Annotated in this window: 17 protein-coding genes and 1 tRNA gene; 8 read left to right on the forward strand and 10 right to left on the reverse strand. The window is 67.7% G+C overall.

Going from position 1 to position 20165, the window contains the following annotated elements:
• Positions 1–50: 50 nt before the first annotated feature.
• Both aspS and KF833_04740 read right to left on the reverse strand, forming a co-directional pair.
• Positions 51–1850, reverse strand: a complete 1800-nt coding sequence (aspS, locus tag KF833_04735) for an aspartate--tRNA ligase (protein ID MBX3744593.1) — start codon at positions 1848–1850, stop codon at positions 51–53.
• Positions 1851–1906: 56 nt separating this feature from the next.
• On the reverse strand, positions 1907–3310 hold the full coding sequence (locus KF833_04740) for an aspartate aminotransferase family protein (protein ID MBX3744594.1): 1404 nt from the start codon (positions 3308–3310) through the stop codon (positions 1907–1909).
• A gap of 72 nt (positions 3311–3382) precedes the next feature.
• On the opposite strand from KF833_04740, the gene KF833_04745 reads away from it, so the two are divergent.
• Positions 3383–3526, forward strand: coding sequence for a hypothetical protein (locus tag KF833_04745; protein MBX3744595.1), 144 nt, complete (start codon positions 3383–3385; stop codon positions 3524–3526).
• Here KF833_04745 and KF833_04750 read toward each other — a convergent pair.
• From KF833_04750 to KF833_04785, 8 genes are all read right to left on the reverse strand, one after another.
• Positions 3494–3583, reverse strand: a tRNA-Ser gene (locus KF833_04750). The two genes, KF833_04745 and KF833_04750, sit on opposite strands and share 33 nt — an antisense overlap.
• 492 nt (positions 3584–4075) lie before the next feature.
• On the reverse strand, positions 4076–6997 hold the full coding sequence (locus KF833_04755) for a TonB-dependent receptor (protein ID MBX3744596.1): 2922 nt from the start codon (positions 6995–6997) through the stop codon (positions 4076–4078).
• A gap of 26 nt (positions 6998–7023) precedes the next feature.
• Complete coding sequence (locus tag KF833_04760; protein ID MBX3744597.1) at positions 7024–8472, reverse strand: tetratricopeptide repeat protein; 1449 nt, start codon at positions 8470–8472, stop codon at positions 7024–7026.
• Positions 8473–8504: 32 nt separating this feature from the next.
• Positions 8505–9167 carry an energy transducer TonB gene (locus tag KF833_04765; GenBank protein ID MBX3744598.1) on the reverse strand — a complete coding sequence of 221 codons (663 nt, stop codon included), beginning with the start codon at positions 9165–9167 and terminating at the stop codon, positions 8505–8507.
• 47 nt (positions 9168–9214) lie between these two features.
• Entirely contained in the window at positions 9215–9625 is a 411-nt protein-coding gene (locus KF833_04770; protein ID MBX3744599.1) for a biopolymer transporter ExbD, read from the reverse strand.
• Positions 9622–10257 (reverse strand): MotA/TolQ/ExbB proton channel family protein, encoded by a 636-nt coding sequence (locus KF833_04775; protein MBX3744600.1) that lies wholly within the window; start codon positions 10255–10257, stop codon positions 9622–9624. The genes KF833_04770 and KF833_04775 overlap by 4 nt, the downstream gene beginning before the upstream one ends.
• The gene (locus KF833_04780) at positions 10244–11659 is read right to left on the reverse strand and encodes a MotA/TolQ/ExbB proton channel family protein (protein ID MBX3744601.1); all 1416 of its coding nucleotides are present in this window, start codon (positions 11657–11659) and stop codon (positions 10244–10246) included. The genes KF833_04775 and KF833_04780 overlap by 14 nt, the downstream gene beginning before the upstream one ends.
• Positions 11660–11679: 20 nt before the next feature.
• Complete coding sequence (locus tag KF833_04785; GenBank protein MBX3744602.1) at positions 11680–12441, reverse strand: DUF3450 family protein; 762 nt, start codon at positions 12439–12441, stop codon at positions 11680–11682.
• 250 nt (positions 12442–12691) lie between these two features.
• Between KF833_04785 and KF833_04790 the strand changes: the two genes are divergently transcribed.
• The 7 genes from KF833_04790 to KF833_04820 all read left to right on the forward strand — a co-directional run bounded on the left by KF833_04790 (position 12692) and on the right by KF833_04820 (position 20064).
• Complete coding sequence (locus tag KF833_04790; protein ID MBX3744603.1) at positions 12692–13564, forward strand: DUF1559 domain-containing protein; 873 nt, start codon at positions 12692–12694, stop codon at positions 13562–13564.
• Between the two features lie 200 nt (positions 13565–13764).
• A complete protein-coding gene (locus KF833_04795) occupies positions 13765–15387 on the forward strand; it encodes an AAA family ATPase (GenBank protein MBX3744604.1) in 1623 nt (540 codons plus the stop codon).
• Positions 15387–16910, forward strand: coding sequence for a proteasome accessory factor PafA2 family protein (locus KF833_04800; protein MBX3744605.1), 1524 nt, complete (start codon positions 15387–15389; stop codon positions 16908–16910). Before KF833_04795 ends, KF833_04800 begins: the two co-directional genes overlap by 1 nt.
• Positions 16911–16930: 20 nt before the next feature.
• On the forward strand, positions 16931–17104 hold the full coding sequence (locus tag KF833_04805) for a ubiquitin-like protein UBact (GenBank protein ID MBX3744606.1): 174 nt from the start codon (positions 16931–16933) through the stop codon (positions 17102–17104).
• Between the two features lie 24 nt (positions 17105–17128).
• Positions 17129–17908, forward strand: a complete 780-nt coding sequence (locus KF833_04810) for a proteasome subunit alpha (protein ID MBX3744607.1) — start codon at positions 17129–17131, stop codon at positions 17906–17908.
• A gap of 21 nt (positions 17909–17929) precedes the next feature.
• The gene (locus tag KF833_04815; protein ID MBX3744608.1) at positions 17930–18667 is read left to right on the forward strand and encodes a proteasome subunit alpha; all 738 of its coding nucleotides are present in this window, start codon (positions 17930–17932) and stop codon (positions 18665–18667) included.
• Positions 18664–20064 carry a proteasome accessory factor PafA2 family protein gene (locus KF833_04820; protein ID MBX3744609.1) on the forward strand — a complete coding sequence of 467 codons (1401 nt, stop codon included), beginning with the start codon at positions 18664–18666 and terminating at the stop codon, positions 20062–20064. Before KF833_04815 ends, KF833_04820 begins: the two co-directional genes overlap by 4 nt.
• The last annotated feature ends 101 nt before the right edge of the window (positions 20065–20165 follow it).

Consider the following 20165-nt stretch of genomic DNA (forward strand, 5'->3'; position numbering starts at 1 on the left):
CGGCGACCCAAACACCCAAGGCGGGCGACGGTGCCCTTGCCGTCCGGATCCTACTCCTTCCGGGCTGCCTTCACTTCGAGGTACAGCTCCTTCAACTGGCGCGGTGTGGCGGCGCTGGGCGATTCGGTCATCAGGCACGTTCCCTTGGCGGTCTTGGGGAAGGCGATGACATCGCGGATGCTGGGCGTTCCAGCCAGGATGGCGCACAGGCGGTCGAACCCGAGTGCGATGCCGCCATGCGGCGGTGCCCCGTAGCGGAAGGCCTCGAGCATGTACCCGAAGCGGGCCCGGGTCTCCTCGGGGGAGATTTGCAGCACGTCCTCGAACACGGTCCGCTGCACCTCGGGCTGGTGGATCCGGATGGATCCGCCGCCGAGTTCGACCCCGTTCACCACCACGTCGTAGTGCTGGCCGCGCACCTTGCGCGGATCGGTGGTCAGCAGCGGGATGTCCTCCGCCACCGGGGCCGTGAAGGGATGATGGCTCGAGTACCAGCGGTTCTGTTCCTTGTCGAAGCTGAGCAGCGGAAAGTCCACCACCCACAGGAAATCGAAGCGGTCCGCGGGGATGTCGAGCCGGCCGCGGGTCTGCAGCAGCTCGGCGCAGTACAACCGGATCCGGCCGAGGATCTCGCAGGCGTTCAACCAGGCGTCGGCGGCAAACAGGATGAGATCCCCCTCCTCGATCTTCAGGGACTCGATCAGGGCTTCCTTTTCGGCGGCGGTGAAGAACTTCACAATCGGCGACTTCCACTCGCCGTTTTCGACCTTGATGTACGCCAGCCCCCTGGCCCCGAAACTTCGCGCGTACTCGGTCATGGTCTCGATCTGGCCCTGGGTGACATCCGCCAGTCCCTTCGCGTTGAGGGCCTTCACCACGCCTCCCCCGGCCACCGCGCCGGAGAACACCTTGAACGCGCTCGACCGGAAGGTTTCGGTCAGGTCCACCAGTTCGAGACCGAACCGCGTGTCGGGCTTGTCGATCCCGTACCGGTTCAGCGCCTCCTCGAACCGCAGCCGCGGGAACGGCACCGGGATCTCCCGGCCCAGCGTGGCCCGCCAGACCCGCTGCAGCAGCCCCTCGATGAGCCCGTACAGGTCCTCGCGCTCGATGAAGCTCATCTCGAGGTCGATCTGCGTGAACTCCGGCTGCCGGTCTGCCCGGAGATCCTCGTCCCGGAAACACCGGGCCAGTTGGAAGTACCGCTCGACGCCCGCCACCATCAGGATCTGCTTGAACTGCTGGGGCGACTGCGGCAGGGCGTAAAAGGTCCCGGGATCCCGCCGGTTGGGCACCAGAAACTCGCGCGCGCCTTCCGGCGTGGACTTGAACAGGAGCGGCGTCTCCACCTCGAGAAAGCCCTGTTCGTCCAGATACGCGCGGGTGGCCATGGCGGCCTTCGAACGCAACCGCAGGTGCCGTGCCATTTCAGGACGGCGCAGATCGAGGTAGCGATGCTTCAGCCGCAGTTCCTCGTTGACCTTCCCCGCCACCTCGGGGTCGTCCACCGCAAACGGCAGGACCGCCGCCTCGTTGTGAACCTCCAGCGACTCCGCCACCACCTCGACGGCGCCCGTCGGGATCTTGGGATTCTCCGTGCCCGCCGGACGCACCCGCACCTTTCCGGCGATGCGGACCACCGACTCGCTGTGCAACCGGGTGGCCCGGTCGAACACTTCAGCCGGGACGTCCGACGGATCGAACACCGTCTGGGTCCGGCCCTCCCGGTCCCGCAGATCCAGGAACAACACGCCCCCAAGGTCCCGGCGGGAGTGGACCCAACCTTCGAGGACGACGGCCTGCCCGGCGTGCTCCGGCCGGAGGGCGTTGCAGTGATGCGTGCGCTTCATTCGAAAGGGGCGGGAGTCTGCGCCCTCCCCTCCCCCTTTTCCAACGGGATTCTTCTTCAGGCCGTCCCCACCCGGGTCACCTGGGTCAGACATTCGTCAAGAATGTCGAGGCCACGATCCAGTTGCTCGCGCGTGAGGGTGAGGGGTGGCGTCAGGGTGAGAATGTTGCCCATGGTGACCTTGAAGTTCAGGCCCCGCCGAAGCGCCTCGTACAGGACCGCTTCCGCCTCGTCGGTCGCGGGTGCACGGGGTTCCTGTCCAGGCCGGGCAAGAACGACCCCCAGCACCAGCCCGAGACCCCGCACTTCCGCGACCATGGGGTGCCGCCCGGCCATGGACCGAAGCCGCTCGAGCGCATGGATCCCAAGCTCGGCGGCGCGTTCGACCAGGCCCTCGTCCCGGATCACGTCCAGCGTCGCCAATGCGGCGGCGCAGGCCACCGGGTTCTTCTCATGCGTGTAGTGGCCCAGCGCCCCGTGGGCCATGGCCTCATTCAGATCCTCCCGCGCCAGCAGGGCCGCGACCGGGAAGATGCCGCCACCCAGCCCCTTGCCGAGCACCAGCATGTCCGGAACCACCCCGTAGTGCTCGCAGACGAACATCCTGCCCGTCCGGCCCAGCCCGATCGGGATCTCGTCCAGGATCAGCAGCGCCCCGTGGCGGTCGCAGGCGTCGCGAATGCGCCTCCAATAATCGGGCGGCGGGATGAACGGGGCACATCGGATGGTCTCCGCCACCACTGCCGCCACGTCCCCCTCGCGCTCGAGCACGTACTCCAAATAGTCCGCGCACCCCAGATGACACGCGGCGCCGCATCGGAACGGGCAGCGCCTCGGATCGGGGGGCGGCACATGTTCGCACCCGGGCAGGAGCGGGCCCATGCCGCGCCGGAAAATCGCTTCGCCGCCCACCGAAATGCAGTCCAGGGACGCCCCATGGAACGATTCCCACATCGAGACCGTCTTGAACCGGCCGGTCGCGGCCCGCGCCAGCTTGAGCGCCATTCCCATGGCGCTGGTGCCCCCGGGCGCCAGCAGAACCCGGCGCAACCGCCCCGGGGCCAGCTCCGTGAGCCGTTCGGCAAACTCGATGGCCGGGGTGCAGGTGTAGCGGCGCGGACAGAAGCTCATCCCGGCCATCTGCCGGGTAATGGCCTCGATGACGCGGGGATGACCAAACCCCACCTGGTGAACATTGTTGCCGTGGAAATCGAGGAGTTCCCGGCCCTGCCGATCCGTCAGGATTGCCCCCGAACAGCCTCCGAGAACGTTCAGGCACGGTGTGGACAGCGCCTGGTGGAGGAAGACCCGGCTGTCGCGATCGAGAAGCGCCTGCGTCTCCCGGTCCAGATGTTCGGCTGCCCACGCCTGACGGCGCGGTGACAGGTTCAAGTCCCCTTCGGACCGCAAGGCGTCCAGATCGGGGCGGGGCATGATCGACGGGAGCGGGTCCGGATCCATCGTGCGCGCATTGCCCGGCGGCGGACGGGGCGGCGTCAAGACGCAACTCGGTCCGATGTCCGTGATCGACTCATGAGCGACACGATCATCGACTGCGGTTGGATGGCGTTTCGGATGGCGTTTCGGATGGCGTTGATCCACCGGAAGGAAACCCGGTGCCGCAACGGATGCCTGCGGGAACCTTGGCGGAAGGGGTGGGAGTCGAACCCACGGTAGCCTTTCGACTACGCCTGATTTCGAGTCAGGTGCCTTAAACCACTCAGCCACCCTTCCAACCAGTTCTTATTGAAGCACTTGTGCTGGAACTGTCCCTCGCGAGGCCGGCCCTTGCACCCGGCTCCTGTATCCCGCATCGCGGCTGCAATGGATGCGTCCATCGATCACGCCGATGCCATGGAGGCCAGGTCTGCCAGCGGAGATCGTTCCCGTGAGGGCCGAATCGGCTCCAGCACGGCTCCAGCACGTGCCCAACGGCCGGCATTATGGCAGGGCCAGGAGGGCGGGCAAGATCATACAGCAATCCTGCGGAGGTCGCGGTGCATCCCCAAGTTGTCGGTACCGAGCCAGCGAACCGGAGGGACGAGCTCCGCGAGTCCTCTTCCCAACGCTCCACACCGTTGCGGCCTCGTGGAACTCGGCCCTCCGGTCCGACTTGATGGAGGCCGGTTGCGGTGTTGGGAGGACGCGAAGGCACCGGCCATGCGAACCCCGGGCAGGCCGATGCCGAAACGGAATCCTGAAGCCAACTCCAGGGATGCCCCCCCCTCAGAATTCCGCGGAGAGACTGAGTCCGAACACCCGTCCACGCCGGTGCGAGGTGAACCGGAGCCCGTCCGATTCGGGTCCGTAGGTGCGGCGATACTCGGGATCGAGGAGGTTCTTCGCGGTGAACTTGAGCTGCCAGCGTTCTCCGAGGCGCTGTTGAATCACCAGGTCGAGGGACACCGGGGGATGCTCGTAGATATCGACCCCGAGGGGATTGGCGATGAACAGGCGTTCCCCGGTCAGGTTGGCGGCGACCGACACCAGCGTTCCCCAGCGCTCGGCGTCCCAGCTCAGGTCGAGATTCAGGATGTACGGGGACTGATCGTAGAGGGGGCGGGTCGGACCGACCGACGGGTCCAGTTGCCGCTTGGTCGCCAGTTCGACCGGGGTGAGTGGCACCTCGGACACGATGTAGGCGAAGTTCACGCCGGCGCTGAGATCCTCGAGCGTCGGCCAGAGCGTATCGAGGCGGCTCCGGGCCTCGAACTCGACGCCGTAGAGCTTGGCGGCGTCCCGGTTCCGGAAGATCGAGATGTTCGCCTGCTGGTCGGTGTACTCGAGTTCGATCGGGCGCCCGATGTCCTTGTAGAACAGGCTGACCGACAGCACCTCGCCGGGCCGCCGGAACCATTCCCAGCGCAGATCGTAGTTGTCCACGTTGCTGATCTCGAGGAACGGGTTCCCGAGAAACAGGTCGTCGGTGGTGACGTCGTAATTCCGTGTCGGGGTGATCTCGCGGAACGAGGGCCGGGCGATGGTCTGGGCGAAATGGACGCGCAGATTCATGTTGGTCCGGATGGCAAAGACCGCCCCCACGGCCGGCAGCAGGTGCCCTTCATCAATGATGTTCCCCACGACGTTCGTGCCCACGCGTCCCGAGACATCGAGGAGGGTCGTCTCATACCGCAATCCGCCGATCAACCGCCACCGATCCCACACCTGGGCATCGATCATGGCGTAGCCGGCGTTGACCGTGTTGGTGCCGCCGCCCTGGTTGTTGCCGAAGGCGTCGGTGATCAACCGGTCGAAGAACAACTGCGTCGCCCCGCCCGCCTGGGGCACCGGACGGAACCCCAGGTTGTCGTCCCGAAGGTAGTCGTTCGGCGAACCGAGAAACCCGTTGGCGTCCGAGCCGCGGTCCCCGACATAGGAGAACGTCCGCTCATAACCGTCCCGCCAGGACTGGCTGCGGTAATACCCGAGGCGCACGCGACCTTCGAGGCCGCGCCACCAGGTGAAGGGCTGGGTGTCGTCCAGCCGGAAGGTCAGGTTCTCCTCCTTGAGTTCGCGGAAGGTCCGGCTGGGCAGGTTCGGCTGGGGCAGCGTGTTCCCGCCGAACCCGTACCGTCCCGCCTCGTTGAGAAAGCCGTGAAAGAACCGGTAGTCGGGTTCCTCCTGGGTGGTCGCCACATAGGACGCCAGCCAGTCCACCCGGTTGCCGTCCAGGGCGGTGATCTCGTGTTCCCCGGCCAGTTGGTAGGCCTGGATCTGCCGCTCGGTGTAGTGCAGTTGGTGCATCACCAGCGGGTCCTGGGAGTCGCCCTCGGGCAGCAGTCCGGTCACAAACCGCGCCTCGTCCTCGATGTTCCGGTTGAAGAGCAGGTTGAACTTCACCTGGTGCGCCGGAGCGAGTTCATACGCGATGTTCGCCCCGCCCCCCACCTCCGTCCGCATCCGGCCCCGTGCTTCACGCCCGAGAAACCGGGGCCGACCGTCGGCGAAGTACCGGTTGTTGATACCGTCCTCGTAGAACTCGAACCCGCGATCGTAGGTCATGGCCGCGAACACCCCCAGCCGGCGCCGGAACACGTTGGTCAGCACGGTCCCGAATTCGAAGTCGTAGTCGTGGTTCAACGGTGCCCTGTCCCGCACCCCGGCGAATCCGGCCGGACCCAGCGCGCGTTGATACGACTCCAGTTCCCGCGCGCCGTCCGTGATGCGCTGGGCCTGTTCCGGGGTCGCATTGCCCGGGATCCGCCGTGCCGGATCGTTGGCCCTGGGCTGCTGCCCGGCGATCCGGAGCGAATCCGGGTCGCGCAGAGCCGCGGGCACGCCCCGCAAATCCCGCCCCAGGGAGTACCACGACGCGCTGGCCTCGGGCGCCACGAGGAAGGCGTCGTTGAGACTGGTCTGCGTGTTGAACTCCACCCCCGCCGACACCTTCCCGAAGGTGCGCTCGGGAAAGCTCCGGGTGATGATGTTCACACTCCCCCCGGTGAAGCTCCCCGGCTGGTCCGGCGTGAAGGTCTTCGCCACCACCATCCGCTCGATCTGCGAGGCGGGGAACAGGTCGAGCTGCGCCGATTTCCGGTAGGGATCCGCCGACGGAATCTCCGCCCCGTTCAGCGTCGCCGCCGTGTAGCGGTCGCTCAGTCCCCGGATCACCGCGAACTTCCCGTCCACCACCGAGGCGCCCGTCACCTTCCCCACGATCCCTGCCGCATCGCTCACCCCGAGCCGGGCGAAGGCGTCCGACCCGATGGAATCCAGCAGGGCGCTCGACTGCTGCCGCTCCTGGAGCAACTGCACCGCCTGTTCCTCGAACTCTTCGGCGGTGATCTCGTACTCCTCCATCTCGTAGAATTCCGGACGCAGACTGCCGTTCACCGCGGTGGTCTGCCCGGGCAGCACGCGCACCTCGGTGACCACGGCGGTGGCGTAACCCGGCCTCGAGAACCGCACCACCTGTTCCCCGGGCGGGACGCCGCCCAACTGGTACCGCCCCTGTCCGTCGGTCACCGTCGCCAGGGTCGTTCCCCGCACCGTGACCGTCACCCCCGCCAGCGGTCGCCCGTCCCAACCTTCGATCAGCGTTCCGGCAACAGAGCCGGTCTCCTGCGCCCATCCCGGCAGAACACCGGCCAGCCCCACGACGAAGGCCAGCACGGCCAAGGCCCAGCTCCGCGGGAACCCGGTTCTCATGACGTCTGCGGCTCGCATGGGCACGGTCAGGAACGCGCCCGGGCCGCCACCTGTTCCACCCGCTCCAGGTAGCGGGCCACGTTGTCGCGCGGACGGATCCGCTGCGCGCGGCGCAGCATTTCGACCGCCTCGGCGTACTTCTGCTGCTGCACCTTGAGCTGGGCGTGCTTCAGGAGCGCGTCCGCCTCGAACCCTTCGATCCGCGCCGCGGATTCGTACCGGAAGGCGGCCTTCTCCGCCTGCCCGTTCCGCGCCAGGACATCCCCCGCCAGCAGGAGCACGTCGCCATCCAGCGGGTTGCGCCGGGCGATCTCCTCGAGCATGGCGATTCCCTCTTCCGTGTTGCCCGTCCCCACCGCCACCCGCGCCTCCAGCTTCAGCAGGGTCAGGGCGTTGTCCCCTTCCAGTTCTCCCGCCTCGCGGATGGCCGCGATCAACGTGCGCGCCGGCTCCCACGCGCCCCGGCTCACCAGGATGCCCGCCGGACGCAACCCCCGCGAGGCCGTGGCCGCACCGTCCTTCGCGACGGCTTCAAGGTACACGGCCAACGCCAGGTCGGCGTGTTCCCGCATCAGGTACAGGTCCCCGAGCAGCGCCAGTTGGGCTCCGCCCGCGTGCCCGAGCTGACGCAGGATCTCGAGGTTGACGATGGCCGCATCGGACCGCTCCTGCTGGATGAAGACGTTGGCCTGGAGGGACCACAGGCTTTCCCGCTCGGGGAATTGCTGGATCAACTCGTCGAGCATCGCGACCGCTGCATCGAACTGGTTCAGCCCGATCCAGGCCTTCACCAGCCCGAGTTTGTAATCCACGTTGTCCGGCTCGAAGATCGTCGCCTGGGAATACGCCCCGGCCGCGGAGGCGAACCGGCTCTCGTTCAGATACGCGAATCCAAGCAGCCCCAGAATCCGCCCGTCCCACCCGCCCAGGGCCAGCGTCCGGGCCAGCGGCCGGATCGCCTCGGAATACCGGCCGTCCCGCACCAGCGCCAAGGCCAGGTTCCGCTGCGCCCTCCGGTAGTCCGGAAACTTCGCCAGGGCCTGCTCGTAGTACCGCACCGCCTGCCCGAACTGCTCATTCTGGAAATACACCGTCCCCAGCGTGTACTCGAACACCGCCGAGCCCGACGGCTGAATGAGCGCTTCCAGCGGTTCCACCGCCTTCAACGGATCCTCCTGCAACAGCGGCACGATGCGGTCCCGTAACAACGCCTGCTCCTCCGCCGTCATCCGCGGCTCGGCCTCCGAAAGAAACCCGTAGCTCCCGATCAGTCGCCGCACGAAGTCCGGGTCGTTCCAGATCCCCGACAGCGGATGCTCCACCGGCAGGGGCGCGAAGGTGGTCGGTGCCCTGGACGCCGGCGCCGCCTCCACGGCTCCGTCACGGTCCCGCCGCGACCGCGAGGTCTGCGCTGGGGCCGCCATCGCCACCGTCAGCAGCCCGACCAGCAAGGAGAGGCTTCCGGGAATTCTCATGGGCTTTCGCATCGGCATTCGTATCGATCCGTTCAGGAACCGCTCAACCGGAACCGCAGGGGCAACCGCAGGTACGTCTTCACCGGCTCCCCGTCCTTCATGCCAGGTTTGAACCGCCATCGCCGCACCGCCTCGAGGGATGGCCGCTCGAATTCGGGATGGGAGGAACTCTCGACCCGCGGATCGTGCACCCGCCCCTCCTCGTCGAGCAGGAACACCACCGTGACCATCCCCTCCACCCGCGCCCGCCGCAGCTCCGGGGGATACACCGGTGCCACCTGGGAAATCGCCTCGGGCCGGCGTTCGAGTTCACTGATGTCGAAGACATCCAGCCCGGTTCCCTCGCTCCCCGCCCCAAGCCCTCCGAACCCCATCGCCATCGCCCCGCCCGATCCCACCGCCACATCGAGGCTCACGTTGAAGTCCATCGGGGGCGGCGCATCGGCCATCGGCGGCGGCGGCGGTTCCGGCGGGGTCTCCTCGGGAGGCGGCGGCGGCGGCGGTTCGGGCTCGGTCTCCGGGGCCTGCAGTTGGGCCGCATCCACCCGTCGCAGGGTCAGGTCCTTGTTCAACCGGCTCGACGCCATCTGCGTCAGCGGCAGCACCAGGAACACCCCCAGTGCCAGCAACCCCGCCAGCACCGTGGACACCCCGAGTCCGATGCGTTCTTCCGGGGGTCGATAAACTCGGCGCATGGTCGGTACGATCGCGGTTCGGCAGAGAGGCGTTTCCTCAAACCGGCTCAGCCTCCCCCCGGCCGGGCGGCCAGGCTCACGTTCTTTGCGCCGCCAAGAATGGCCTCATCGATCACCCGCGTAAGCAGCCCGGCGGTCGCCTGCTGATCCGCCTGGATGATCACCGGGAGCTTTTCCTTGTCGGTCAGCCGCTTCACCAGCGGTCGCACCCCGCTCAACCCGATCTCCCGCCCCCCGTACACCACCTGCCCCTGCGGCGTGACCGCCAGCAGGATGCTGTTCTTGTCGAGTTGCGACGCCGACGCCGCCTGCGGCTTGTCCACGTCCACCCCGGTCTCCTCCACAAAGGTGGTCGTCACGATGAAGAAGATCAGCAGGATGAACACCATGTCGATCAGCGGCGACACGTTGATGTCGCTCACTTCCTCGGTGTCGGTCACGGAACGTCGGTATCTCATGCGCCTGGTGCCATGGAGGGTCTCCCGCCGCCCAACGTCCCGGCCCGGTTGAACCGCTGGGTCGTCACACTTTCCAACCGGGCCAGAAAGGCCTCGAACTCCGCCCGCCGACGCCGGATCACCTGGATCAGGATCAGCCCGGGCAAGGCGATGCACAGCCCGACCTCGGGCGGAAACAACGCCTGCGAAATCCCCGCCGCCATCGCCTCGGTGACCTGCCCCCCCCCGCCGCCCGCCGCCAGGGCCTGGAACGTCACCAGCATCCCCAAGACCGTCCCCAGCAATCCCACCAGCGGCGCCGCCGCCACCAGCGTTCCCAGCCACGCCAGTTGCCGGTCCACCGGTCCCAGTTCCGCCACCGCCACCTCGGAGAAACGCCGGTGGATGTCCTCCACCGAGGTCACTTCGTCCTGTGTGTACCGGATCACCTCGCCCGCCCATCCCTCCCCCCGACGCGGTTCCACCACCCATTCCATCCAGGTCCGTTCCTCCACCATCCGCCCCCCGCGCCCCCGCACCGACAGCCAGAGCCGCACCCCGACGAAGAACATCGTCAGGCAGATCGCCAGCAACGGGAGCATCACCCAGCCGCCCGCCCGCCAGATCTCCAGAATCCGTTCAAGCGTGGCCATGCGTCGCCGCCCCCTTCAACCCGGGCTGCTCCAGGCCGTTGATAAACGCCACCGTCGTCTGTTCCATGCTCCCCAGCACGGCCTTGACCTTCCGGGACAACACCGAGTGCAGCAGCAACGACGGAATCGCCACGATCAACCCGAACTCGGTGGTGATCAGCGCCTCCGAGATCCCCCCCGCCAGGGTCTTCGGATCGCCCGTCCCGAACACGGTGATCATGTTGAACGTGTTGATCATCCCCGTGACCGTCCCCAGCAGCCCCAGCAACGGCGCCGCCGCCGCCGACAGCGCGATGAACGGCAGCCACTTCTCCATCCGTGGCTTGGTCTGCAGCATCTCCTCGTACATCACCTCCTCGATGTACTCCTTCGGCTCGTCCACATGCCCGATCGCCCGCTCGATCATCCTCCCCACCGGACCCGCCACGCCGCGCGCCTTCGCCATCGCCTGGTCCCGGTTGCCCGCCTTCAGGGACGCCAGGATCCCCTGCAGGTCCAGGGGCGTCGCAATCCGGACCCGCGCGAGCTGAAACCATTTCCCCCCGAACATCCCCACCGCGAACAACCCCAGCGCCAGGATCGGCACCATCACCGGCCCGCCCTTCTTCACATGCTCCACCAGCCCGTCCTTGGTCCGCGCCAGCTTGAGCGCATTGCCTCCCGTGACATCCACCGGCAACGGCCCCGCACCCGATGCCGAAAACGCCCGGATCCATCCGGTCTCCTGCGGCCCCAGCGGCACCACCGTCGGCCCCGCCGAACCCAACTGCAGTTCCGCCAGTCCCGCCGCGTCGCTCTCCCCGCTCGTGAAATACGCCACCGGTCCCAGCAGCCGGAAGGTCCCCGTCTCCAGACGCCCCGCCGCGGTCAACGCCTTGCCCTCGAATCGCGCCCCCCCCGAAACCTCGCCCAGCCGGTCCAACGCCAGATCAATCACCCCCAGCATCCCCTCCAGCCGCTCGGACGGCTCCCGACCCAGCCCGGAACCCGACTCTTTCGCCGCTCCGATCCCCTCCGCCCATCGGTCCACCTCGGCAATGTGAATCCGCGTCTCGAACACCCTCAGATACTCGCCCAGCAGCGCCTCGACGAACCGCACTTCCTCGCCCCGCGCCCGTGCCAGGGCACGCTCCGCGTTGAGCACCACCAGGGCGTTCTCGTTCGCACGCTCCGCCCGGTCGAGTTCCCGTCGCCGGTCGAGCACCTGCCGCTCCAACCCGTTCACCGACTCCGCCAGCGGCAGCCGCTCCGCCTCGATGCGCTGACGCAGTTCGGACAACTCCGCCAGAGCGGCCTCGAGCCGGCTCGCGGATCCCGCCTGCAACCCGGTCAGGGTCTCGTTCGCCAACGCCGAACCGCCCGCCAGCATCCCCGCCAGAACCCAAAGAAGACTCGTTTTCATCGCTGTCCCTCCCCCCGGGTTCACGGCAGTTGAACCGGCAATCCCACAAACGTCGGCGGTGCCTCGTCCCGATACATGGCGATCGCCCGCCGCACCGCCGGCCCCACCTCGGGTCGCACCTCCCATACCCAGCCGTCCGGACCCGGCCGGCCCACGCCGCTGTACCGCCCCGACCGATCCGTGAACCACGCCTGGCCCAGTCCCAGATACACGGTTTCCACCTGCACTTCCGCGCCCTCCGGACGTCGCTGCACCTCGCTCACCACCGTCACCGCGGCGTTGAACTTGTCGATCTCGTGCAGGATCCCCACCACGTTCTGCAGCCGTTCCATCACCCCGGCCCGGCCGCTGGCCGCCGCCTCCGCCGGGATCCGTCGCACCAGCGGATCAATCTGGCTGCGCAACGGCGCCGGCAACCGCGGTGCCCATTCCCGGAGTCGTGCCTCGTATCTCCCCACCCGGTCCCGCGCCACCCCCAGCGCCTTCTCCCCCAATTCCAACTCCGCCCGTGCCTCTGCCAAATCCCGGTCGATCTGCGTCGTGTTGGTGGTGAATCCGCCCAACCGTTCCTCGATCGATCTCAGCTCGCGCTCGTACAATCCTGCCGTCTGGCGCAATAACTCGCTGTCCCGCTCCCATTCCGTCCGCGTCCGCGACAGCAGTTCCTGGGTCCGAACCCATTCCGTCACCCATTGACGCGCCCCGGCCAGCGTCCCCTCGGCCGCTGCAAACGCCCCGGCCGGAAACGCCAGCACTCCCATCAGAATGACCATGATCCGCATCGCGTGGCACAGTGCCCGCCGCCCGATTGCGGTATCGCGACCGATCGGTGACAACTCCGTGACAAACCCTCCCCTCCCGAAGCGCCCCGCCCCGCACGCGCCACTCTCCATGCGCACCGAAAAGCACACTCCGTTTTCATCGCCGCCAGCGCCATTTCGGGCCAGCTACACTTGCAATCTTCCCGCCTCTCGTCGCAGCGTTCCTCCGGGAGTCGTGGCCCGGAAGTCCCCAGCCGGCTCCCCCACGCCTATGAAAGCGCCGAGGACCCGTCCCTCCCTTCCCGGATTCACCCTGATCGAACTGCTGGTGGTCATCGCCATCATTGCGATCCTCGCCTCCATGCTCCTGCCCGCCCTGGCCAAGGCAAAAAGCAAGGCCCAGGGCATCTCCTGCCTCAACAACACCAAGCAGATGATGCTCGGCTGGCGCATGTATGTGGAGGACAACGACGAACGCCTACCCGGCGCCTACGCCGCCAAGGGAGGCCCCAACGAGCGCTACGCCTGGGTGGTCGGCATCATGGACTACAACGGCGGCAACCGCTCCAACTGGGATGTCAACGAAGACCTCGCCAAAAGCCCCCTCGCCCCCTACATCGGCAACAGCTACGGCATCTTCCGATGCCCCGCTGACAAATCCTCCGTCCAGGTCACCGCCGGCGATCGCCGCGGCCAGCGCCTCCCCCGTGTCCGCAGCATCTCCATGAATTCATGGGTCGGCGGCAATTACGAGGATGTCCGCGCCAATCAGCTCTCCTGGTGGCATGTCACCGCCCCGCGCATGGCTCTCTATCTCAAATCCACCGACATGAAGGATCCCGGCCCGTCCCAAACCTGGGTCCTCATCGACGAGCGCGAAGACAGCATCAACGACGGCTTCTGGGTGATCTCCATGGACGGCTACCCCAACACCGCCCAGACCAAGATCGTCGATTACCCCGCCAGCTACCATAACGGCGCCGCCGGCCTCTCCTTTGCCGATGGCCACTCCGAAATCCGCCGCTGGGTCGATCCCCGGACCCGGCCGGCGCTCCGCCCCAATGGCACCATCCCGCTCAATGTGGCTTCGCCCAACAACCGGGATGTCGTCTGGCTCCAGGAACGTACCACCCGCCCGCAGTAGCCCCGGCCACCCCGCGCAACGGATCGGCGCGCCGCCCGGCTCCCCGACTGCCTGGCGGCCCCGCCCGTCTGTGGGCCGGTTGAAAAACGATCCCGCACCCGTACCGTGCCGTCATGGCTGAGCCGAAGAAGAAGAACCCCGCCGTTCCCCCGCCCGGCGAACCCAACCCGGAGGAGGCTCCCTTCGCGCCGCCGCCGGCCATGATGGACCTCCTCTCCCGCGAGGAACTTGACCGCCTCTCCACCCTCCAGATCCTCGACCTCATCGCCGGCAAACTGCCCCCCCGCCATTCCGCCCTCCTCGACCTGGCCTACCTCCGCGACCGCGTCGTCGGCCTCGAGGAAACCAACGACCAGGCCCGCCAGGTCATCGAGAAGTACGACGAGGCCCTCGACAAACTCCGCTCCCCCGCCCTCCGAGTCGGCACCTTCCTCGCCGCCCTCGAACCCGACCGCGCCCATGTCTGCCTCGGCGGCGCCGACTACATCTGCCGCGTCGATCCCCAACTCGCGCTTTCCAGTCTCCAGATCGGACAGCGCGTCCTCTGCAACGAAGCCTTCGCCGTCGTCCAGGGCCTCGGCTTCGACCGCGGCGGCCCCCTCGTCCGCATCGATGAAGCCCTCTCCGACGGCCGCCTCCGCATCGGCACCGAGGCCGGTACCGCCCCCGTCGTCGTCCTTCGCTCCGCCCTGCTCGCCAAGGAAAAACTCAAGCCCGGGCTGGAAGTCCGTCTCGATGCCAATCAACGCGTCGCCCTCGAAGTCCTCGGCGTCGGCAAACGCATCGACCGCTCCCTCGACCGCGTCACACCCATCCCCTGGTCCGCCATCGGCGGCCAGGACGAAGCGGTCCAGGCCATCCGCGACACCATCGAACTCCCCTTCCTCCACCGCGACCTCTTCCGCCGCTTCCAGCACGCCGTCCCCAAGGGCTTCCTCCTCCATGGCCCCCCCGGCTGCGGCAAAACCCTCCTCGGCAAGGCCACCGCCTGGAACCTCCGCCAGCAGATCCTCGACGCCACCGGGGTCGAACACCCCGAGTTCTTCCTCCACATCAAGGGACCCGAGGTCCTCAATATGTGGGTCGGCGAATCCGAACGGCAGGTCCGCGACCTCTTCGCCCAATGCCGCGAACGCGCCTCCGAAGGCCACCTCGCCTTCCTCTTCATCGACGAGGCCGAAAGCATCCTCGGCGTCCGGCGCGGCGGTCGCGTCCACAGCATCCTCTCCACCCTCGTCCCCATGTTCTGCACGGAGATGGACGGCCTCGAACCGCTCTCCAATGTGGTCATCATCCTCGCCTCCAACCGCGCCGACCTCATCGACCCCGCCATCCTCCGCCCCGGCCGCATTGACCGGAAAATCCGCGTCCGCCGCCCCGACAAGGACGGCGCCCGGCGGATCTACGGCATCTACCTCACCGATTCGCTGCCCCTGGCCGAGCCCTCCGACACCCTGGCCGCCGCCATCGCCGACGCCCATTACGCCCGCCATCCCGACAACGAATTCCTCGAAGTCACCTTCCGCAGCGGCCGCCGTGATGTCCTCACCCGCGGCGACGTCGCCAGCGGCGCCATCATCGCCGCCGTCGTCGAACGCGCCAAAAGCCTCGCCATCAAACGTGCCATCGCCTCCAGCACCGCCGGCGAACTCACCCGCGACGACCTCCTCGCCGCCCTCCGCCTCGAACACGCGGAAAACGACCTCTTCCCTTCCAGCGACCTGACCGAGGACTGGCTCAAACTCACGGACTTCGACCCCGAAAACGTCGTCCGCCTCGGCCCCATCCGGCCCCGTCGCGAGGAACGGAGCGCCGTCGTGTGATCCAGCCCGCCCCGATCCTTTTCGGACTCGAAACCGAGTTCGGCATCGCCCGCGGCGACCACCCCGACCTCGACGTGGTCGCCGAGTCCATTGCCCTCGTCCGCAGTGCCGCCGAACCCGGCGTCCTGATGCGCTGGGATTACGCCTCCGAAAATCCCCACCGGGACATGCGCGGCTTCGACGTCGCCCAGCTCCGCCAGGACGACGACGAGGCCCGTTACTTTGCCCAGGACGCCCGGCGCGAACTCAGCTTCGCCGAGATCAAGAGCGATTTCGTCTTCGCCAACGGCGCCCGCTTCTACAACGACCACGCCCACCCGGAATACTGCACCCCGGAATGCGCCCGCCTCTCCGACCTCGTCCTCCACGACCGCGCCGGGGAACGCATCGTCATGGCCTGCGCCGCCGCCCTCTCCCGCCAGCGCGGCGAAACCGTCCGCCTCTACAAGAACAACACCGACTTCGCCGGCCACAGCTACGGTTGCCACGAAAACTACCTCATCCCCCGCGCCCTCGACTGGAACATTCTCGCGACCGCCATCCAGGCCTTCCTGGTCACCCGCCAGATCTTCGCCGGAGCCGGCAAGTTTGCCTTCGAGGAGGAGGACCGCCTGGTCGGGCACGGATTCCAGATCTCCCAGCGCAGCGACTTCTTCAGCGAACTGCAAAGCGTGGACACCATGCAGCGGCGCCCCATCGTCAATACCCGCGACGAACCCCACGCCGACCCACGCTACTGGCGCCGCTTCCACGTCATCCTCGGCGACGCCAACATGTCCCCCTTCGCCACCTGGCTGAAGGTCGGCACCACCGCCCTCACCCTCGAGGCGATCGTCCGCGAACCCGCCCACCCCTGGCCAGCCCTCGCCGATCCCCTCGCCGCCCTCCGCACCATCTCCGCCGACCCGCACTGGCGCTGGGAAATCCGCTGCACCGACCGCTCCCCCGCCACCGCCATCTCCGTCCAGCGCGACTACCTCGATGCCGTCCGCCAAACCTGTGACCTGTCCGACCCCGACCGTGCCGCCCTGGTGACCGCCTGGGCCGGGGTCCTCGATGACCTCGAATCCGACCCCGCCCGATGCCGGGACCGCCTCGACTGGGTTGCCAAACATGCCCTCATCCGCGAATTCCAGGCGGCCCAGCAGATCCGTGACGACGATCCCTGGCTGCTCAGCCTTGACCTCGAGTACCACCGCCTCGACACCGCCGAGGGCCTCTACTTCGCCCTCGAGGACTCCGGCGCCATGCGACGTGTCCCCCCGCCCGCCGATGTCGAACGGGCCATCCATTCCCCCCCCGACAACACCCGCGCCGCCGTGCGCGGCCTGTGCATCGCCCGCTTCGCCCCCTTCGTCCTCTCCGCCCAGTGGGACCATGTCACCCTCCAGACCCGGCGTGGCCCCCTGCGCATCGACCTGACCGATCTCTTCACCCCGGAACGTCTCGAATCCCTCCTTGCCGCCCTGCACGCCGCCGCGACACCGGACGACTTGCGCTTTGCCCCTTCCGACGGAAACTAACCGCCAATCTCTCCCCGCTTATGCCCGAGCAGACTCAAAAGACTCGCCCTCCCATCCCGCGCCCGTCCGGCGGAGGCGGTGAAGGACCGAAAGCCCCCGACATCGAGAAGCCCAATACCGAGGAACTCCTCAAACGCATGCGCCGCGTCGATCCCGATCAGGCGCGCCGCTACCGCCAGCGCACCGGCGAGTAACCTCGCCCACCCCTGCTAAACTCTGTGGGAGACTCCCTACCCCCTCCGCTGGCGGGCGATTTCTTCGCCCTCCTGGCCCGTCACCACCTCCAGAACCCCGCGCCGGACGCCTCGGCCTCGCTGCCCCCCACCCAGATCCAGGCCACCACGGTCTTCGCCTTCCATTTCGCCGGGGGCGTCCTGATGGCCGGCGACCGGCGCGCCACCGCCGGCCACCTCATCGTCACCGAGCAGGTGGACAAAATCCTCGAACTGGACGCCTCATCCCTCCTCGCCATCGCCGGCGTTCCGGCCACCGCCTTCGAGATCGCGCGTACCCTCAAGACGTCGTTCGAATACTACCGGCGCAGCCAGTTGCAGTCCCTCAGCCTTCCCGCCCGGCTCCGCGCCCTCTCCCGCGCCCTCCGCGATAACCTCCCCCTCACCCTTCAGGGGGTCGGTGTCGTCGCCCCCCTCTTCGCCGGCCTCGACACCACCTCTTCACCACCCCGGCCCCAGATCTATTTCTATGATCCCCTCGGAGCGCAGTTCCAGGCCGCCGCCTTCGCCGCCTCCGGCTCGGGTGCCATCACCATCCGCAGTCTCCTCAGTTTTCAGGAACGGTTCGGGTCCCCCACGCCCTCCCGCCTCCCGCGCCGTGAAGCCGTCCAGCTCGCCCTCCGCGTCCTCACCGTCGCCGCGGAATTCGATACCGCCACCGGCGGCATCCAGCCCGATGCCTCCCGCTTCGCCACCCTCCGCATCCTCGGTCCGGACGGCATCTCGACGGTGGACGATGCGGAACAACGTGACGCCCTCGGTTGACGTCCCACCCGATCCCGGACCATGACTGAAGAACCCTACAGGTGGATCGAGGCGATCGGGAACCGCCGCGAATACGTGGAAACCCAGCTCCGGGGCGGTTCGCCCGTCTTCGCCGCCAGCCTCGACGACGGGATCCTGCTCCTCGGCGTCGGCACCGGACATTCCAAGGTCTTCGAAATCTTCGACCGCCACGCCCTCGCCGGTCTCGGGCATCCCACCGACCTCGAACGGGTCCGCCAGACGTTGATCGATGCCGCCCACCTGGAAGCCTTCACCCGCGCCTCGGCGGATGTCTCCCTCCGGCGCCTGGTCAGCTTCGGCCTCGGACCCCAGCTCAAAACCGCCTTCGAACAGCTCTTCAGCCCGCCCTTCCTCGTCCGACTCCTCCTCGCCGAAGTGGGCCAGCGCCCAACCAACGATCTCCTCGTCCGGCTCGATTTCGACGGTTCCTTCGAACTCCGGCCCGGCGGCGTGGCGATCGCAGCCGACAGCCCCTCCGGAACCGCCGCAGCCGGGGACTGGCTTGCCCCGCGCATCGATTCGTCCACATCCCTGCCCGATGCGTCCCTCTGGCTCCTCGAGGCCTGGCATCGCCTGACCGCCTCCGAACCGTTCCCGGCCGACCTCGACCGTCCCCGAACCGCGTGGACCCTCCCCGCCGGCCGTCAGGTCGAAGCCGCCCTGCTCCGCCGCACCGCGCCCGGCGAAGCCCGCTACCAGCCCCTGGACCCGGCCCAACTCGTGCCCCCCCCCGCATGACCCGCGTCGTCGGTCTCGAAACCGAATACGGCTGCCTCTCCGACGACCCCGCCGGCCCGGCGGCAACCGTCGGACTCGTCCGCGGCTGGCTGTTCGAACGTCAGCGTTACGGACTGCCCGATGTCTTCCAGCGCGACTGGGATGAACCGCCCGGCAACGGCGGATTCCTGTTCAACGGCGGACGCGCCTACGTGGACATGGGGCACCTCGAATACTGCACCCCCGAGTGTCTCCAGCTCCGGGACCTCATCCTCTACGACCGCGCCGGCGATCTCCTCCTCGACGAAGCCCTCTCCTCCCTCGGCCTCACCGCACGGGCCGGCTTCATCCGCAACAACATCGACCACTACTCGGGGGCCACCTTCGGCTGCCACGAAAACTATCTCGTCCGCCGCAGCGCCCCCCTCACCGAGCGCAACGTCCTCTCCGTCCTCGCCTTCCTCACCCTTCGCGTCCTCTATTCGGGCGCCGGCCGGGTCGGCTCCTCCCTCGGCGCCGAGAACCGCGGCGATCACCGCCGGCCCGGCGCCAATCCTCATTTCCAGATCAGTCAGCGCGCCGACTACATCAACAACGAGCTGTTCGAGTGGGTCCAGTTCAACCGCGCCATCATCAATACCCGCGACGAACCCCTCGCCGATCCCCGCCGCTTCCGCCGCCTCCACCTCCTCCACGGCGACACCAGCGTCCTCCCCTGCACCCTCGCCCTCAAAATCGGCACCACGGCGCTCGTCCTCGATCTCCTCGAAATCGACCACCTGCCCCATCTCTCCCTCGCCGACTCGGTCCAGACTTTCCGCATCCTGTCCCACCAGACCGACGGCCCCTGGGAGGTCACGCTGGCCGAAGGCGGGTCCGCCGATGCCATCGAGATCCTCGCCCGTTATCAGGCCGCCGCGTCGGCCGAATTCCGCGGTCGCGATGCCGAAACCGATGCCATCCTTGCCCTCTGGGCCGAAACCCTGGATGCCCTCTCCAAGGACCCCCAACGCCTGATCGGCCGGGTGGACTGGATCACCAAGCAATGGCTCCTCTCCCAGTTCGTGGAACGGGAGGGCGTGTCCTGGGACGATCCCTGGCTCCGCTCCCAGGACCTCGAATTCCACCACGCCTCCGTCACCCGTTCCCTCGGCCACGCCCTCGACCGTTCGCCCGATCCCTGGGCCATCCGTCAGGGGGACGCCACCAAGGCCCTCGACACCCCCCCGGCCGACACCCGCGCCCATGCCCGTTCCCAGCTCATGCGTCGCATCTCCCAGCGAGAGGGTCGCTACTTCGTGGACTGGGAGATCGTGGACATCGAGGGCTTCGAAACGCTGCACCTCCTCGATCCCTTCTCCCCCCAGCCGCCCGAGCCCAAGCCTCTCTCGGAACCGCCCGATTCAAAGCCCTCCTGAACCGCGTAGGCCCATCCAGTCAACCGGGCATGAACGACGGCACCCGATCGTCAGGTTCAGTGAACCCGACCGATCGGGCGTCACGCCGACCTTCCCCTCCT

The organism is Verrucomicrobiia bacterium (genome assembly GCA_019634625.1).
In the GTDB taxonomy this organism is placed as follows: Bacteria; Verrucomicrobiota; Verrucomicrobiia; order Limisphaerales; family CAIMTB01; genus CAIMTB01.

Coding starts and splice junctions, on each gene's coding strand:
- KF833_04740 (MBX3744594.1), bottom strand. CDS start 3,310: ATGGATCCGGACCCGCTCCCGTCGATCATGCCCCGCCCCGATCTGGAC.
- KF833_04790 (MBX3744603.1), top strand. CDS start 12,692: ATGAAAGCGCCGAGGACCCGTCCCTCCCTTCCCGGATTCACCCTGATC.
- KF833_04795 (MBX3744604.1), top strand. CDS start 13,765: ATGATGGACCTCCTCTCCCGCGAGGAACTTGACCGCCTCTCCACCCTC.
- KF833_04755 (MBX3744596.1), bottom strand. CDS start 6,997: ATGAGAACCGGGTTCCCGCGGAGCTGGGCCTTGGCCGTGCTGGCCTTC.
- KF833_04805 (MBX3744606.1), top strand. CDS start 16,931: ATGCCCGAGCAGACTCAAAAGACTCGCCCTCCCATCCCGCGCCCGTCC.
- KF833_04770 (MBX3744599.1), bottom strand. CDS start 9,625: ATGAGATACCGACGTTCCGTGACCGACACCGAGGAAGTGAGCGACATC.
- KF833_04785 (MBX3744602.1), bottom strand. CDS start 12,441: ATGCGGATCATGGTCATTCTGATGGGAGTGCTGGCGTTTCCGGCCGGG.
- KF833_04745 (MBX3744595.1), top strand. CDS start 3,383: ATGAGCGACACGATCATCGACTGCGGTTGGATGGCGTTTCGGATGGCG.
- KF833_04815 (MBX3744608.1), top strand. CDS start 17,930: ATGACTGAAGAACCCTACAGGTGGATCGAGGCGATCGGGAACCGCCGC.
- KF833_04760 (MBX3744597.1), bottom strand. CDS start 8,472: ATGAGAATTCCCGGAAGCCTCTCCTTGCTGGTCGGGCTGCTGACGGTG.
- aspS (MBX3744593.1), bottom strand. CDS start 1,850: ATGAAGCGCACGCATCACTGCAACGCCCTCCGGCCGGAGCACGCCGGG.
- KF833_04820 (MBX3744609.1), top strand. CDS start 18,664: ATGACCCGCGTCGTCGGTCTCGAAACCGAATACGGCTGCCTCTCCGAC.
- KF833_04765 (MBX3744598.1), bottom strand. CDS start 9,167: ATGCGCCGAGTTTATCGACCCCCGGAAGAACGCATCGGACTCGGGGTG.
- KF833_04780 (MBX3744601.1), bottom strand. CDS start 11,659: ATGAAAACGAGTCTTCTTTGGGTTCTGGCGGGGATGCTGGCGGGCGGT.
- KF833_04775 (MBX3744600.1), bottom strand. CDS start 10,257: ATGGCCACGCTTGAACGGATTCTGGAGATCTGGCGGGCGGGCGGCTGG.